The 14,450-nt window shown below is 42.1% G+C and carries 13 protein-coding genes; 7 read left to right on the forward strand and 6 right to left on the reverse strand.

Translation table 11 applies throughout. The features are described 5' to 3' along the window. Window positions 1-120 precede the first annotated feature (120 nt). The 5 genes from dnaA to AVL57_RS00025 all read left to right on the forward strand — a co-directional run bounded on the left by dnaA (window position 121) and on the right by AVL57_RS00025 (window position 7,015). Window positions 121-1,818: a chromosomal replication initiator protein DnaA gene (gene dnaA, locus AVL57_RS00005; RefSeq protein ID WP_057795041.1), complete on the forward strand. Its 1,698-nt coding sequence runs from the start codon at window positions 121-123 to the stop codon at window positions 1,816-1,818. Window positions 1,819-1,849: 31 nt separating this feature from the next. Continuing rightward, window positions 1,850-2,950 carry a DNA polymerase III subunit beta gene (dnaN, locus tag AVL57_RS00010; RefSeq protein ID WP_013782507.1) on the forward strand — a complete coding sequence of 367 codons (1,101 nt, stop codon included), beginning with the start codon at window positions 1,850-1,852 and terminating at the stop codon, window positions 2,948-2,950. A 118-nt stretch (window positions 2,951-3,068) separates the two neighbouring features. Then, window positions 3,069-4,157 (forward strand): DNA replication/repair protein RecF, encoded by a 1,089-nt coding sequence (gene recF, locus AVL57_RS00015; RefSeq protein ID WP_057795040.1) that lies wholly within the window; start codon window positions 3,069-3,071, stop codon window positions 4,155-4,157. 8 nt (window positions 4,158-4,165) lie between these two features. After that, complete coding sequence (gene gyrB / locus AVL57_RS00020) at window positions 4,166-6,586, forward strand: DNA topoisomerase (ATP-hydrolyzing) subunit B (RefSeq protein WP_057795039.1); 2,421 nt, start codon at window positions 4,166-4,168, stop codon at window positions 6,584-6,586. Window positions 6,587-6,832: 246 nt separating this feature from the next. After that, window positions 6,833-7,015, forward strand: coding sequence for a hypothetical protein (locus AVL57_RS00025; protein WP_057795037.1), 183 nt, complete (start codon window positions 6,833-6,835; stop codon window positions 7,013-7,015). 166 nt (window positions 7,016-7,181) lie between these two features. On the opposite strand, the gene AVL57_RS00030 is transcribed toward AVL57_RS00025, so the two are convergent. The 3 genes from AVL57_RS00030 to glyQ form a co-directional block, all read right to left on the reverse strand. Beyond that, window positions 7,182-7,628 (reverse strand): hypothetical protein, encoded by a 447-nt coding sequence (locus tag AVL57_RS00030; RefSeq protein ID WP_057795035.1) that lies wholly within the window; start codon window positions 7,626-7,628, stop codon window positions 7,182-7,184. Between the two features lie 70 nt (window positions 7,629-7,698). Beyond that, entirely contained in the window at window positions 7,699-9,777 is a 2,079-nt protein-coding gene (gene glyS, locus AVL57_RS00035; protein WP_057795033.1) for a glycine--tRNA ligase subunit beta, read from the reverse strand. Window positions 9,778-9,779: 2 nt separating this feature from the next. Next, complete coding sequence (glyQ, locus tag AVL57_RS00040; RefSeq protein ID WP_013782512.1) at window positions 9,780-10,685, reverse strand: glycine--tRNA ligase subunit alpha; 906 nt, start codon at window positions 10,683-10,685, stop codon at window positions 9,780-9,782. Window positions 10,686-10,834: 149 nt separating this feature from the next. On the opposite strand from glyQ, the gene AVL57_RS00045 reads away from it, so the two are divergent. Continuing rightward, a complete protein-coding gene (locus tag AVL57_RS00045) occupies window positions 10,835-11,422 on the forward strand; it encodes a DNA-3-methyladenine glycosylase I (protein ID WP_057795031.1) in 588 nt (195 codons plus the stop codon). Window positions 11,423-11,509: 87 nt separating this feature from the next. Here AVL57_RS00045 and AVL57_RS00050 read toward each other — a convergent pair whose 3' ends face one another. From AVL57_RS00050 to AVL57_RS00060, 3 genes are all read right to left on the reverse strand, one after another. Next, a complete protein-coding gene (locus AVL57_RS00050; protein ID WP_057795029.1) occupies window positions 11,510-11,962 on the reverse strand; it encodes a DUF2489 domain-containing protein in 453 nt (150 codons plus the stop codon). An 18-nt stretch (window positions 11,963-11,980) separates the two neighbouring features. Continuing rightward, a complete protein-coding gene (yihI, locus tag AVL57_RS00055; protein ID WP_057795027.1) occupies window positions 11,981-12,493 on the reverse strand; it encodes a Der GTPase-activating protein YihI in 513 nt (170 codons plus the stop codon). 530 nt (window positions 12,494-13,023) lie between these two features. After that, complete coding sequence (locus AVL57_RS00060) at window positions 13,024-13,647, reverse strand: c-type cytochrome (RefSeq protein ID WP_057795017.1); 624 nt, start codon at window positions 13,645-13,647, stop codon at window positions 13,024-13,026. Between the two features lie 174 nt (window positions 13,648-13,821). Between AVL57_RS00060 and yihA the strand changes: the two genes are divergently transcribed. Then, window positions 13,822-14,439, forward strand: a complete 618-nt coding sequence (gene yihA, locus AVL57_RS00065) for a ribosome biogenesis GTP-binding protein YihA/YsxC (RefSeq protein WP_057795014.1) — start codon at window positions 13,822-13,824, stop codon at window positions 14,437-14,439. Window positions 14,440-14,450: the final 11 nt, after the last annotated feature.

The raw sequence follows: 14,450 nt of genomic DNA on the forward strand, positions 1-14,450 counted from the left end.
CAAATTCTCGCTGCTACCCAACAGTACACATCCGCCTGATTCCTATTCTTGGCGCGCATCTCGGTGCCTTTTTCTTTGTATTGGTTGTTATTTGCGAGTTACCGGAGCTAAGTAACTTACATGTCTTTATGGAATCAATGTCTTGAGCGTTTGCGTCAAGAATTACCCACGCAACAATTCAGTATGTGGATCAGACCTTTGGTTCCTCAAGAGGAGGAAGGTGTTGTAGCCTTATTTGCCCCTAACCGTTTTATTCTTGATTGGGTAAGGGATAAGTACCTCGATAACATTACTGGGTTATTACGGGAGTTTGCAGGTCCTAACGCACCTCAGTTACGCCTTGATGTTATGAGTAGGGAAAGTTTAAGCCGCAGTAGAGCCGCTGCTTCATCTGCGCCCCAGCAACCTCAAAACCAAAATCAAAGTCACAGCGAGAATCAGAGCTTCAGCCAAGATCAGAGCCAAGCACCTGATCAATCGTATAACCAGGCACCTAGTCAGTCATTTAGCCAAGGTTCTGGTCAATCGTCTAACCAATATTCAGGGCGATCATCAGGAAATATGGCGGGTCAAGCGGGGAACGATCAACATTCTATTGATAATAACAATAGTACTGCGCGATCACCTGTACAGGCGAGTGCCCGCTCTGCCATGCCTCAAACTGGGTACAGTCAGCAAAGCCACTCTACGTCTAATCATGACAATAGACAGTATGATCAAGGAAGAGCTGGATCTAACACAATGCGATCTGCGTCTCAGCAGCCTAAAGTGATCCCGATCCCAGAAGCGGCTAAGCATAAAAGTAATATCAACCCGACGTATCAATTTGACAACTTCGTTGAAGGTAAATCTAACCAATTGGCCCGTGCTGCGGCTACTCAAGTGGCAAATAACCCAGGTAGCTCTTATAACCCGTTATTTATTTATGGCGGAACGGGTTTAGGTAAAACGCATTTATTGCACGCTGTAGGTAATGGCATTGTCGCAAATAATGAAAATGCTAAAATCGTTTATATGCACTCTGAGCGCTTTGTTCAGGATATGGTTAAGGCACTACAAAATAATGCGATAGAAGACTTTAAACGCTTCTATCGTTCAGTAGATGCGTTATTAATTGATGATATTCAATTCTTTGCTAATAAAGAACGTTCTCAAGAAGAATTCTTTCATACCTTTAATGCACTACTTGAAGGTAATCAGCAAATCATACTCACGTCTGATAGATACCCTAAGGAAATTGATGGGGTAGAGGACCGCCTTAAGTCCCGTTTCGGCTGGGGCTTAACTATTGCTATTGAGCCTCCTGAATTAGAAACTCGTGTTGCCATCTTAATGCGTAAAGCTGCAGAGAACCGTATTCACTTACCTAATGAAGTTGCCTTCTTTATTGCCAAACGTTTACGTTCGAATGTTCGTGAGTTAGAAGGGGCATTGAACCGAGTGATTGCCAACGCTAATTTCACAGGTCGTCCGATAACCATCGATTTTGTGCGTGAAGCCTTGCGTGATTTATTAGCGCTTCAAGAAAAATTAGTTACGGTTGATAATATTCAGAAAACTGTGGCAGATTATTATAAGATAAAAGTTGCTGACATTTTATCTAAGCGAAGAAGTCGAAGTGTTGCAAGACCCAGACAAGTGGCGATGGCTTTAGCGAAAGAGCTGACCAATCACAGTTTGCCTGAGTTAGGAAATGCCTTTGGTGGACGAGACCATACAACGGTACTTCATGCTTGCAGAAAAATAACGCAGCTTAGAGAAGAAAGTCATGATATAAAAGAAGACTATAAGAACCTCATTCGGACTTTGTCTTCCTAAAAATGACCTTTAGAGGCGAGATAGCACAGCAATGAAATTTAGTATAAGCCGCGAACAATTTTTACAACCCCTTCAGCTGGTATCGGGGGCTGTAGAGCGTAGACACACCTTACCTATTCTCTCCAACGTGCTCATTAAAGTTAGTGAAGACGCACTATGGCTAACAGGTACAGATTTAGAGGTTGAGCTCATTTCTAGCGTTAAGTTAGAAGGGGAGTTCACCGAAGGCGAAATCACCGTTCCTGCCAAGAAACTCTTCGATATTATTCGAGGTATTTCTGAAGGCACCGATATTCATTTCTCTATAGATGGTAACAAAGCGCTTATAAAAGCAGGGCGTGGTCGTTACACCCTATCTACGTTATCAGCTAACGATTATCCGAACCTAGAAGATTGGGAAGGCGAAGTAGAGTTTGAAATCACCTGTAGCGATATGAAACGCTTAATTGATTCAACAAGCTTTTCAATGGCTCAGCAGGATGTTCGATATTACTTGAACGGCATGTCGTTAGAAACCGAAGAAAATATTATTCGTACTGTGGCAACTGACGGTCACCGTCTTGCACTTTGTCGTTTAAGCTACGAAACAACACTTCCTGCCCGACAAGTTATTATTCCTCGCAAGGGTGTACTTGAAATATCGCGTTTAATTACGGAAGACGATAAATCATTAAAAGTACAAATAGGTGCAAACCATTTACGTATTTTTTCAAACGACTTCATCTTTACCTCTAAATTGGTAGATGGCCGATTCCCTGATTATCGTCGTGTACTTCCACAGGATGGCGATAAAGAAATTATTGCCAGCAAAGCGGTATTAAAAGATGCTTTTTCTCGTGCAGCTATTTTATCCAATGAAAAATTCCGCGGTGTTCGATTAAATCTTTCTTCTGGTGAACTGAAAATTACAGCGAATAACCCAGAGCAAGAAGAAGCCGAAGAAATCGTAGATGTGAATTATCAAGGCGACGACTTGGAAATTGGTTTCAATGTAGCTTATCTAATCGATGTATTGAACTCGCTAGGTTCTGATGATGTGAAAATCAGTTTGTCTGATTCTAATGCAAGTGCTCTGATTGAAGATGCTGCCGATGATGCTGCACTTTATGTCATTATGCCAATGCGTCTGTAGTTATTAATACACTTCATTATTTATCGGCGATGCGTTTGTATCTAAATTCTAGGATTTCTAGATTCATTCCATCGCCGTTTATCTTTTTTTATTACCTTGCTTTTTACCGAGTTTTCTTATGAAACTGGACAAAGTCCAGCTTACGAACTTCCGTAACATTTCTTCTGCAACCCTTTCACCTTCGCCTGCATTAACAATTATTCGCGGTGTAAATGGCAGTGGAAAATCCTCACTTGTTGAATCTATTTTCTATTTGGGTTTTGGAAGATCGTTTCGTACCAGTAAACATACTTCTGTTATCAAAACAGGGGAAGATGAATTCAGTGTATTTGCAAGTTGCCGGAATGAGGACAACGAGAAACTGAATGTAGGGTTTCAGCGTCGACGCAACGATACGTTTACCTGCAGCATTAACGGTGAGCATTCAAATAAGCTTTCTGATTTAGTCAGTTTAGTACCCGTTCAATTATTTACTCCCCAAAGTACTGATCTTATTTTAGGGTCACCTTCTGAACGTAGACGTTTTTGTGACTGGGGATTGTTTCACGTGGAACATGACTTCCAAACGCTCTCGGTACAGTTTTCTAAATTTCTTAAGCACCGTAATGCATTATTGAAACAACAGTCCGACTTGTCGGCACCTCAAAATCAATACTGGGAGCAATGTTTTCTAGAGCGGGCGGAGGCACTATCCACGAAACGCGAAGAATATATATCAAAATTGGCGCCTATTTTTAAAAAATATGCGACAACATTTCTAGCTGAGTACGAAGTTTCCCTCAATTACTATAAAGGATGGGAAAAAGATGCGTCTTTAGCAGAAAGCTTAGTTAAAAAACGTGAGTATGATGGTAAAATAGGTCATACAACTTCTGGCCCCCACAAGGCTGATATTAAGCTGAAAGTGAATGGGGTTAATGCCCAAGAGCTATTGTCTCGAGGGCAGCTTAGAATGGCTGTTGCGGCGCTGCAAATGGCGCAAACAGAACTATTTAATACTTTAACTAACAGAAAGAGTATCTTCTTGTTAGATGATGTAGGCGCAGAACTTGACGCCGATAAACGTGAGTTATTTATAGACGGGCTGTTGGATATGGATACGCAGGTTTTCGTTACTGCAATTGAATCTTCGCAGCTTGAATTCATACAAAAATATAACGAAAAGAAAATGTTTCACGTGGAACATGGAAGCGTGAAAGAGGAGTAAAACCTAGTATGTCAGAACAGAATAATTACGACTCGTCCAGTATCAAGGTACTTAAAGGATTAGACGCCGTACGAAAGCGTCCTGGTATGTATATCGGTGACACGGACGATGGTACAGGACTTCACCACATGGTTTTCGAGGTTGTTGATAACTCGATAGATGAAGCATTGGCTGGACACTGTTCAGAAATCGTTGTGCAAATACACACAGATGGCTCTGTTTCTGTTTACGATGATGGTCGCGGAATTCCAACTTCAGTGCATGAAGAAGAAGGTGTTTCTGCAGCAGAAGTTATTATGACGGTTCTGCATGCCGGCGGTAAGTTCGATGATAATTCTTATAAAGTATCAGGCGGACTTCACGGTGTAGGTGTATCTGTAGTAAACGCTCTTTCAAGTAAATTAAAGCTACGTATTCGTCGTGAAGGTAAAACTCATGAACAAGAATACCAGCATGGTGTTCCTCAAGCACCTTTAGCCGTAATTGGTGAAACTGATAAAACAGGTACAAGTGTACGTTTCTGGCCAAGCTCAGATACTTTTACGAACACCTTGTTCCACTACGATATTCTAGCTAAACGCTTAAGAGAACTATCTTTCCTTAACTCTGGTATTTCCATTCGCTTGAAAGACGAGCGTGATGGAAAAGAAGACCATTTCATGTACGAAGGTGGTATTAAAGCTTTCGTTGAATACTTGAACCAAAAGAAAACACCTGTTCACCAGAAGGTTTTCCATTTCACTCATGAACAAGAAGATGGTATTTCAGTAGAAGTATCTATGCAGTGGAATGACGGCTTCCAAGAGAATATTTACTGCTTTACCAACAACATTCCTCAAAGAGACGGTGGTACTCACTTAGCCGGTTTCCGTGGTGCGTTAACGCGAACGCTTAACAACTACATGGAAAAGGAAGGGATGAACAAAAAGGCCAAGACAAACGCCAGTGGCGACGACGCCCGCGAAGGTCTAACGGCAGTTGTATCTGTAAAAGTACCTGATCCTAAATTCTCTTCACAAACTAAAGACAAGCTTGTTTCATCAGAAGTGAAATCTGCAGTTGAGTCGGCAATGAATGAGAAGCTTGCAGAGTTCTTGCTTGAGAACCCTGCAGAGAGTCGAATTATCGCTGGTAAAATCATCGATGCAGCTCGAGCACGTGAAGCTGCACGTAAAGCCCGTGAAATGACTCGCCGTAAAGGTGCATTAGACTTAGCTGGTTTGCCAGGTAAACTTGCTGATTGTCAGGAAAAAGATCCTGCATTAAGCGAACTATATATAGTGGAAGGGGACTCTGCTGGCGGTTCAGCCAAGCAGGGACGAAACCGCAAGAACCAAGCTATTCTTCCGCTTAAAGGTAAAATACTGAACGTTGAGAAAGCACGTTTTGACAAGATGCTCTCTTCACAAGAAGTGGCCACGCTGATCACTGCACTAGGTTGTGGTATTGGACGCGATGAATATAACCCAGAAAAACTACGTTATCACAGCATCATTATCATGACCGATGCTGATGTGGATGGCTCGCACATTCGTACATTGCTACTGACATTTTTCTACCGTCAAATGCCAGAAATCATTGAGCGTGGTTATATCTATATTGCACAGCCGCCGCTTTATAAAGTGAAAAAAGGTAAGCAAGAACAGTATCTGAAAGATGATGATGCGTTAACTGCATACCTAACTTCTATCGCTATTGATGGCGCATCTTTGCATACTAGTGATGATGATCCAGGTATCAGCGGTGTCGCGTTAGAGCAATTGGTAACGTTATACCAATCTGCAGAGAAGATGATTACGCGCATGAAGCGTCTAATGCCTTCCTCTATTCTTTATAGAATGATTTATACGCCTACATTGAATCTAGAAGATTTAAAAGACGAAAGCACGCTAGCGAACGTGGCGGAGCACTTTGTAGCACAGCTTACTGAACGTGAAAATGATGGCGCAACATACCGTTATGAAATTCGCAGAGACATCGAACTTAGCGAGTTCTATATCACCATTATTATGCGTATGCATGGTATCGATTACGAATACGTAATTGGTCACGACTTTATTGAGTCTACTGAATATCAGCGTCTTAAAGAGCTTAATTTGGCGATTAACGACATGATGAGTTCTAATGCGTTTATACAACGTGGTGATCGTAAAATGCCTGTAGAGTCATTCAAAGAAGCATTAGATTGGTTAATGAGTGAAGCTAAACGCGGTCAGTATATTCAGCGCTATAAAGGGCTAGGTGAGATGAACCCAAGCCAGCTTTGGGAAACCACCATGGATCCTGAAGGTCGTAGAATGCTTCAAGTGAAAATTGAAGATGCAATAGCGTGTGATCAATTGTTTACTACGCTAATGGGCGACCAAGTAGAACCAAGACGAAACTTCATTGAAGCTAACGCGTTAAGAGTAGAAAACTTAGACGTGTAAAAGGTCAATGACCGACACCATAGTGTGAATGTAATAAAGAAAAGCCTGGCTTCTTTAACAAAAAAGAATCCGGGCTTTTTTGTTTTTAAACCACGCTTATATTCGTAGCCTCAATACATATATTTCAGCGCAGGGTATCCGCCTACAACCGATTATGTTCCGTTTGACTTGCTACCACTTGAAGCGCAAGAAACCCATTGAAGCGCCCATGGAGCCGCGCCTGAAGTATTTGATGGGGCAAAGCTAGTGTCGGGTGGTAAACATTATGGCTTTTTAGAAGTAGAAGTTATTCCATCAGGTACTGATGATTATGAAGTTATAATGACGCCGCGCTATGTCTTTCCATTAATGGATGAAACTGGTGTGGCGACAGGTGAATATGAGCAACGACAATATGACAACGTAGTGACGATTTTAGTCGGGCGTTAATTCGTAATGTTTAGGGATAGAATAGGTAGGGATTAGGTGTAGGTAATTGAGATAATAATACGCTAATACTAAAAACCTGGTTAATAAAAGAGCAGGCTTAATGCCTACTCTTTTTCTTTATTATAGCGCTATGAACCAGTGATGTAGCCGTTCAGGAACTAAAGCCCTACGGCTTTCTAGTTATCACCAAACTCACTTCGTTGTCATCTGCCGGAGCAACCTGAAAACGATAAATGCCGGTATTAGAGGGTGTGAATTGCAGGTTCTCAGAACCCTGTTTACAAACTAAAAATATTTTAGTGCTTACCATGACAGGCTGGCCCTTGTAATTACCTCCGCAACTTTGACTCGGTGTCCAAATAGCATCAGACAAACGAAAGTCATAGGGTTGTCCATCAGCAATAAGCTCTACATTGACGTACCAACCGTTACTATCTTTATTAAATTGATAGGCTGATGTGGCTTCCCACCAGTTAAATACGCCTCGAAGAAACAAGTTTTCAAACTGGATTTTTGGTGATGGCTGCGCCACTTCTGGAATAGAAAAACCACTTCTGCTTGAACAGGCAGAAACAAAAAGCGAAAAAATAATGACTAATAGGGTTTTATTCACACTAACTCCAATAAAAAACGCTCAACAGATGTCGAGCGTTTTTAGTCTATAACGTACTTACCAAACTAACTTAAGACTTCGCCAACAAGGAAACATCTGCGGTAGTTAGGAAAAGTTGCCTTAAAAGCGATAACAACGCAAGTCTGTTTTGTTTAACCGCGTCATCTTCTGCCATTACCATTACGTCATCGAAGAAACTATCAATTGCACTACGTAGTGTAGCCATAGTAGAAAGTATCTTAGTGTAATTTTGAGTAGCAACAGCTGTGGTTACCACAGACTCAGCAGAAATTAGCGCGCTATAAAGTGCTTTTTCAGCATCTTCACTTAACAATGATTCATCTATAGAAGCATTAACGCTACTATCGACACCTTGCTTCGCTAGAATATTCGCTACACGCTTATTAGCTGCTGCCAATGCTTGGGCTTCTTCAAGTTGTTTAAACTCGGCTACGGCGTTTACACGGGCTACATAATCGCTTGGTTGAGTAGGCCGTCTTGCTGAAACCGCTTGAATAACATCAATAGCGATACCTTGGTCTTGCAACACCGCGACAAATCTTGCTAATACAAAGTCGACAACTTGTGTTTGGAAGTCTTGGTTAGAAAGCTTATTTCCATACACTTCACCCGCTTTAGCAACAAGCGCTTCAAGATCGAGAGGTAGTGAAAGCTCGGTGATAATCCGTAGCACACCAATAGCGGCACGGCGTAACGCGAACGGGTCTTTATCGCCTTTCGGTAGTTGGCCAATACCGAAAATTCCAACCAGCGTATCTAGCTTATCAGCAAGCGCTACTGCAGCACTAACACCTGGTGAAGGTAAAGCATCGCCGGCAAACCTAGGCATATACTGTTCGTACAGGGCTTCAGCAACCGCAGCATCTTCACCATCATTTAACGCATAGTATTTCCCCATAACGCCTTGTACGTCTGGGAATTCCATTACCATATTGGTCATTAAGTCAGTTTTAGCAAGTAAACCTGCACGAGCCGCAAGGGCTTCATTCGCGTCGATTTGTGAAGCAATAAAACCAGATAACGCAGAAATACGTTCAGATTTTTCTTTAAGTGTTCCTAATTGCTTTTGGAAAAGCACGCTCTCAAGGCTAGCAAGTCTGCTTTCAAGTGATGTCTTTTTATCACTGTTAAAGAAGAACTCAGCATCAGCTAGGCGAGGGCGAATAACTTTTTCATTTCCGCTTATTACCTGAATAGGATCTTGGCTTTCAATATTACTTACAAATAAGAACGTATTAGAAAGCTGACCTTCGCTATCAAGCAATGGCACATATTTCTGATCGTCTTTCATGGTGTAAATAAGCGCTTCTTTAGGCACCGCTAAAAAGCCTTCTTCAAAGCTTGCTTGCATCACTACCGGCCATTCAACCAATGAAGCAATTTCTTCAAGCAGGTCTTCATTAAAATCGGGTGTAAGCGAAAGCGCATCAGCAGCCGTTTGTAGTTGCTGACGTACCTTGTCTTTACGCGCGGCAAAATCAGCTACCACGTAATGGGCTTCCAAGGCGCTTGCGTAGTTGTCTGCATGGTCTAGCTCAAAGCGCGCGTCACCATGAAAACGATGGCCTTGAATAGTCCTTCCGCTGGCTAAGCCTAACGCGGTTAAGTTCACTACTTCACTGCCATACAGCGCAGTAAGGGTATGAACTGGGCGAATAAATTGCGTAGTGTAATTACCCCAACGCATCGCTTTAGGGATTGGAAGCTTAGCAATAGCCTGGTTAAGTAAAGACTCAACTAGCTCACCAATCTGTTTACCAGGCACGTGCGCTTTGTGTAACAGCCACTCACCTTTGTCGGTAACAAGGCGCTCAGCATCTTCTACACTAATACCATTACCACGGGCCCAACCTTGAGCGGCCTTGGTAGGAGTACCATCTGCGTCAAAAGCGGCACTTACAGCAGGGCCGCGTTTTTCTACTGTTTTATCAGCTTGGCTTTCAGCCAAAGCAGACACATAGACAGCTAAGCGACGAGGTGCAGCAAACCAACTTACGCTGGTAAAACTAAGTTCAGCAGCGGTAAGTGCTGCCTCAAATTGCTGTGCAAAGGCTTCGCCAAGAGACTTAAGCGCTTTAGGTGGAAGCTCTTCTGTTCCAAGCTCTATCAAACAATTCTCTGTTCGCACCCTTAAGACTCCTTATTACAAAGTGGGAAACCAAGCGCTTCACGCTTCTGGAAATAACTTTCAGCACATGCTTTTGCAAGAGTACGTACGCGTAAAATGTAACGTTGACGTTCTGTTACTGAAATAGCATGGCGAGCATCAAGCATATTAAATGCGTGAGATGCCTTCATTACTTGCTCGTAGGCAGGTAATGGTAAATTTTTCTCGATAAGTAGTTGGCTAGCTGCTTCGCATTCATCGAATGTACGGAATAGGGCATCAACGTTGGCATATTCAAAGTTATAGGTAGATTGCTCTACTTCATTTTGATGGAATACGTCGCCATAGGTGACTTTACCCATAGGGCCATCTGCCCATACTAAATCGTAAATGCTATCTACGCCTTGTACATACATGGCTAAACGTTCTAAGCCGTAAGTAATTTCGCCAGTAACTGGCTTACATTCAATACCGCCAACTTGTTGGAAGTAAGTAAACTGAGTCACTTCCATACCATTTAGCCATACTTCCCAACCAAGGCCCCAAGCGCCAAGGGTAGGTGACTCCCAGTTATCTTCAACGAAGCGAATGTCATGCACTAGTGGATCGAAACCTAATTCTTTCAAAGAACCCAAATACAATTCCTGAATATTGTCAGGAGAAGGCTTCAACATGACTTGGAATTGATAGTAATGCTGTAAGCGGTTTGGGTTTTCACCGTAACGTCCATCAGTAGGGCGACGGCAAGTTTGAACATAGGCACTGCTCATAGGCTCTGGGCCTAATGAACGAAGAAATGTCATTGGGTGAAAGGTACCCGCACCTACTTCCATATCAAGGGGCTGAATTATAACGCACCCTTGACGCGCCCAATAATCTTGAAGCGCAAGGATCAAACCTTGAAAGGTATTAATATCGTATTTCTGCATACATCCGCTGCTTGTTGGTTATCTGTATCTTCAAAGGTGGGATAGTATACAATTTGTAACGCATAGTATGTAGGTGTAAAGCGTTAAAAAGCGCCATCAAATCCGCTAAAAGATGACTAAAAGGTCGATTGAAGAGGCTATTTAAGATTATGACATCAACTAGATTGAATCGTTGTGGATGGGTGAGCGATGACCCTCTATATCAAAAATACCACGACGAGCAGTGGGGGCGACCCGTTATAGACAGCAAAGAGTTGTTCGCTAAACTTTGTTTAGATGGTCAACAAGCCGGATTGTCGTGGATAACCATCTTAAAAAAACAAGCAAATTACGAAGCCGCTTTCCATGACTTTGAACCAACAAAAATAATTCAAATGGATGAGCAAGAAATAGCGGCATGCTTGCAGAACCCTGGTATTGTGCGCAACAAGCTAAAAGTGGCGTCAATTATCAAAAATGCCCATGGCTATTTAAATATCGAAAAGCGCCAACGTTTTTCTGACTTTATTTGGCAGTTTACCGACGGTAAAACTATCATTAATGAATGGGAAGACTTTAAGGAGGCGCCTACCTTTACCGCTGAATCCAAAGCTATGTCAAAGGCGCTGAAAAAAGAGGGTTTTTCATTTGTAGGTGAAACCATTTGTTATGCCTTCATGCAAGCGGTAGGCATAGTGAACGACCATGTTACAAGCTGCCACTGCTACGAGGAAACGCGAAGTTTAGCAAGGCGCTAATCTTTATTAAATCCCAAAAACCCAATAAAAAAGCGCTTCTCATGAAGCGCTTTTAAAAAACATACACATACCAACAACGATAAGTACTTAACTAATAGACTGGCAATAAGCCTTGATTGCTGGCATTTCACTTAACACTTTAGATTCATAATCTGACTCAATTTGCTCTCTAGCCAAGTCTTGCTTACGCCTTTCTTGTTTAGTCAGTTTCTGCCTATCTTCTAGCACGGCAAAGCCGCTAACTTCTACGAATAACGCATAAGTATGAGGGTAGGAGGCTTTATGATCTGGCGGAGACAAAATAGGTAATGCACCCAATAAGTTGACTATCCGAATAACCCCTTCAGATAAGTCGCACTGTTGTTGCTCCATAGCTTTAGCGATAGTGTAAATACTTTCGCTAATCGTTTTTACGCGCTCGTCTCTGACCTTCTGCTGGCGTTGGTTTTGTTGCTTTAGCTGGAACAACAACCGACCGGCATAAAAACCAAGTGCGACGATAACTAATAGCGCCACAATAACTAACACTGTCCACAGCATAAAACAGAGCCCGCCTTACTATTTCTTAAAGTCGTTAATATCTATAGCGTCTAAATCGTCTAATGGATCCATCTCGTCGTCATCCTCATCATCGTCTTCTACGATGCCAAGCAAATCACAAAGAATGCGGTGGCGTGCCATTTTTTCATCAACGTAAGATTGTTGCTCTTTAGTAAGTTGCTTGTCGTCATCAAGCTTATCTAACAATGACGCTAAACGCTGATCTGCTTCAAGTGCCGCTAGCTCTTCGCTAGGTGTGGCGAATTTCTGCTTTTCTTTCGGCGTGGTAATTGTCGTTTTCTTAACGACTAAAGGAATAGGTTTCTTACTGCCTAAACGTGGGTCTTGATTTTCACGACGTTTAGAAGCACCGTTTTCACCTTGCTCAACGTTGTGACGGCTACCCGCTGGTTTGCCTTTATGCTTCTTTGGACGAGGAGTACTTTCCAGACGTTTTTGCCCAGGTTTACGATCAGGATCTTTCCTGACGCCAATGAGTCCAACTTTACGAGACTTTTTTGATCTTGCCATATATAAAAGGTATCAAATTTTTAGTGATTGAAAGGGCATATTATAGCGCGAATTGCTCAAAGCTTCTTCATCAATACAGCATGATTCATCTGAAAGTGAATATACCGTTTAGTGTGTTCGCGATAATATAACTAGAGGAACTACGAAAAAATAGGTGTTTGCCGAATAATGCGTATTACAAACGCTGGATAATCGTAAATTTCGGCAAGAAAAAAGGCGATGGCTTTCACCATCACCTTACATTGTTTGAGTGTCAGATGACACCTCTCCCGTTATTTACACTTCTATGTGTAATTGTGCTTCCCAGCTTGGCTCCCCTTTTTATTAGTTTTAGCAGAGCTCATTTTGTTCTTGGCCTTCTTGGCGCTTTATCCAATCTTCCGTGTTGTATTTTTGTTATTATTCTTGTTATTTAGCCTGTAAAGTTTCAGACAAACCTACAAACTATTGCGATAGACTACACGAATATTTTTGAAATACAACTTTATACGCAACAATTAATTAACAAATGCGCATATAATTTCAGAGTCTTAGTGTAAGCCCGCGATATAGTTAGATAAAATTTCGATATCTTCATCGGTTAATTTCATCGCAATATCACGCATCATGCCATTCATATCGTTGTGGCGCTCGCCTGCACGGAAAGATTTCAATTGTGCTGCAGTATAGGTCACATGCTGGCCACTGATATCAGGGAAACCCGCTAAGCCCATACCGTTACCTTTAGGACCGTGACATGCAATACATGCAGTAATACCACGAGACTCATCGCCGCCTTGGTATAAAGCACGACCAGCTTCAATGTATTGTTCTGGCGTTTCACCTTCTTTAGGTGTTTGGCTAGAGAAGTAAGCGGCGAGGTCTTTCATGTCTTGTTCTGAAAGAGGGGCTGCCATACCATTCATTACGGCATTGTTACGGCCTTCTTCGCCACCTGTCTGTGACGCAAGCTTGAACTCCATTAATTGCTTAACGAGGTACTTTTCGTGTTGTCCTGCTATTTTGGGATTCATGTCTATCATGCTGTTACCATCAGGTCCATGACATGCTGCACATACTGCAGATTTTGCTTTACCGGCTTCAGCATCACCTTCTGCCATCGCAGAAACTGAAATACCTAAAGACACACACAATAACAAACACAGTTTTTTCATAATAAATCTCTTAAATGGATCCAACGGCTCGCGTAACATACGTGATATCATGCGTATTTTACACATTTAACGCGTCAGAAAAACCTATTCCATGATAAAACTATGGTTTTTAGCAGGTTTAGATCATTAATAGAGTTTAATTCTAGGGTTATGACGCATTTGAGGTAAGTCTAGATGTCGTATTACACCAAAGCAAAGTTCTTTACCAGTGCACCTGATATTCGCCATTTAAAAGATGATAGCGGTATTGAGGTAGCGTTTGCTGGCCGTTCTAACGCGGGCAAGTCGAGCGCGTTGAATACACTCACTCGTCAAAAGAACCTGGCAAGAACCAGTAAAACACCGGGTCGTACACAACTTATAAATGTTTTTAATCTTGAAGAAGACCGTCGTTTAGTCGATTTGCCTGGTTATGGCTTTGCCCAAGTACCGCTTGCGATGAAAAATAAATGGCAACAAGCATTAGGTGAATACCTTCAAAAGCGTAAATCGCTTAAAGGTTTAGTTGTGCTAATGGATATTCGCCACCCATTTAAGGATCTTGATCAAGATTTGATTCACTGGGCGGTAGATTCCAATATCCCAGTATTAGCCTTACTAACTAAGTCAGATAAGCTTAAATCAGGGAAGCGAAAGGCTCAGCTACTTATGGCGCAGGAAGCTGCACTGGCGTTTATGGGTGATGTAACGGTAAATACCTTTTCATCATTAAATCGTCAGGGATTACCTGAACTCGAGAAAGTGTTGAATAAATGGTTGGCACTTGACGAAAAAACGGCTGACGAAGAATAAAAATAAAAGGC

The organism is Alteromonas stellipolaris (genome assembly GCF_001562115.1).
Classification (GTDB): Bacteria; Pseudomonadota; Gammaproteobacteria; order Enterobacterales; family Alteromonadaceae; genus Alteromonas; species Alteromonas stellipolaris.

What these genes read in the sequence shown, in the direction of transcription:
- yihI (WP_057795027.1), bottom strand. Translation starts at nt 12,493, where the DNA reads ATGGCAAGATCAAAAAAGTCTCGTAAAGTTGGACTCATTGGCGTCAGG.
- dnaN (WP_013782507.1), top strand. Translation starts at nt 1,850, where the DNA reads ATGAAATTTAGTATAAGCCGCGAACAATTTTTACAACCCCTTCAGCTG.
- glyQ (WP_013782512.1), bottom strand. Translation starts at nt 10,685, where the DNA reads ATGCAGAAATACGATATTAATACCTTTCAAGGTTTGATCCTTGCGCTT.
- gyrB (WP_057795039.1), top strand. Translation starts at nt 4,166, where the DNA reads ATGTCAGAACAGAATAATTACGACTCGTCCAGTATCAAGGTACTTAAA.
- AVL57_RS00045 (WP_057795031.1), top strand. Translation starts at nt 10,835, where the DNA reads ATGACATCAACTAGATTGAATCGTTGTGGATGGGTGAGCGATGACCCT.
- dnaA (WP_057795041.1), top strand. Translation starts at nt 121, where the DNA reads ATGTCTTTATGGAATCAATGTCTTGAGCGTTTGCGTCAAGAATTACCC.
- AVL57_RS00050 (WP_057795029.1), bottom strand. Translation starts at nt 11,962, where the DNA reads ATGCTGTGGACAGTGTTAGTTATTGTGGCGCTATTAGTTATCGTCGCA.
- AVL57_RS00060 (WP_057795017.1), bottom strand. Translation starts at nt 13,647, where the DNA reads ATGAAAAAACTGTGTTTGTTATTGTGTGTGTCTTTAGGTATTTCAGTT.
- yihA (WP_057795014.1), top strand. Translation starts at nt 13,822, where the DNA reads ATGTCGTATTACACCAAAGCAAAGTTCTTTACCAGTGCACCTGATATT.
- recF (WP_057795040.1), top strand. Translation starts at nt 3,069, where the DNA reads ATGAAACTGGACAAAGTCCAGCTTACGAACTTCCGTAACATTTCTTCT.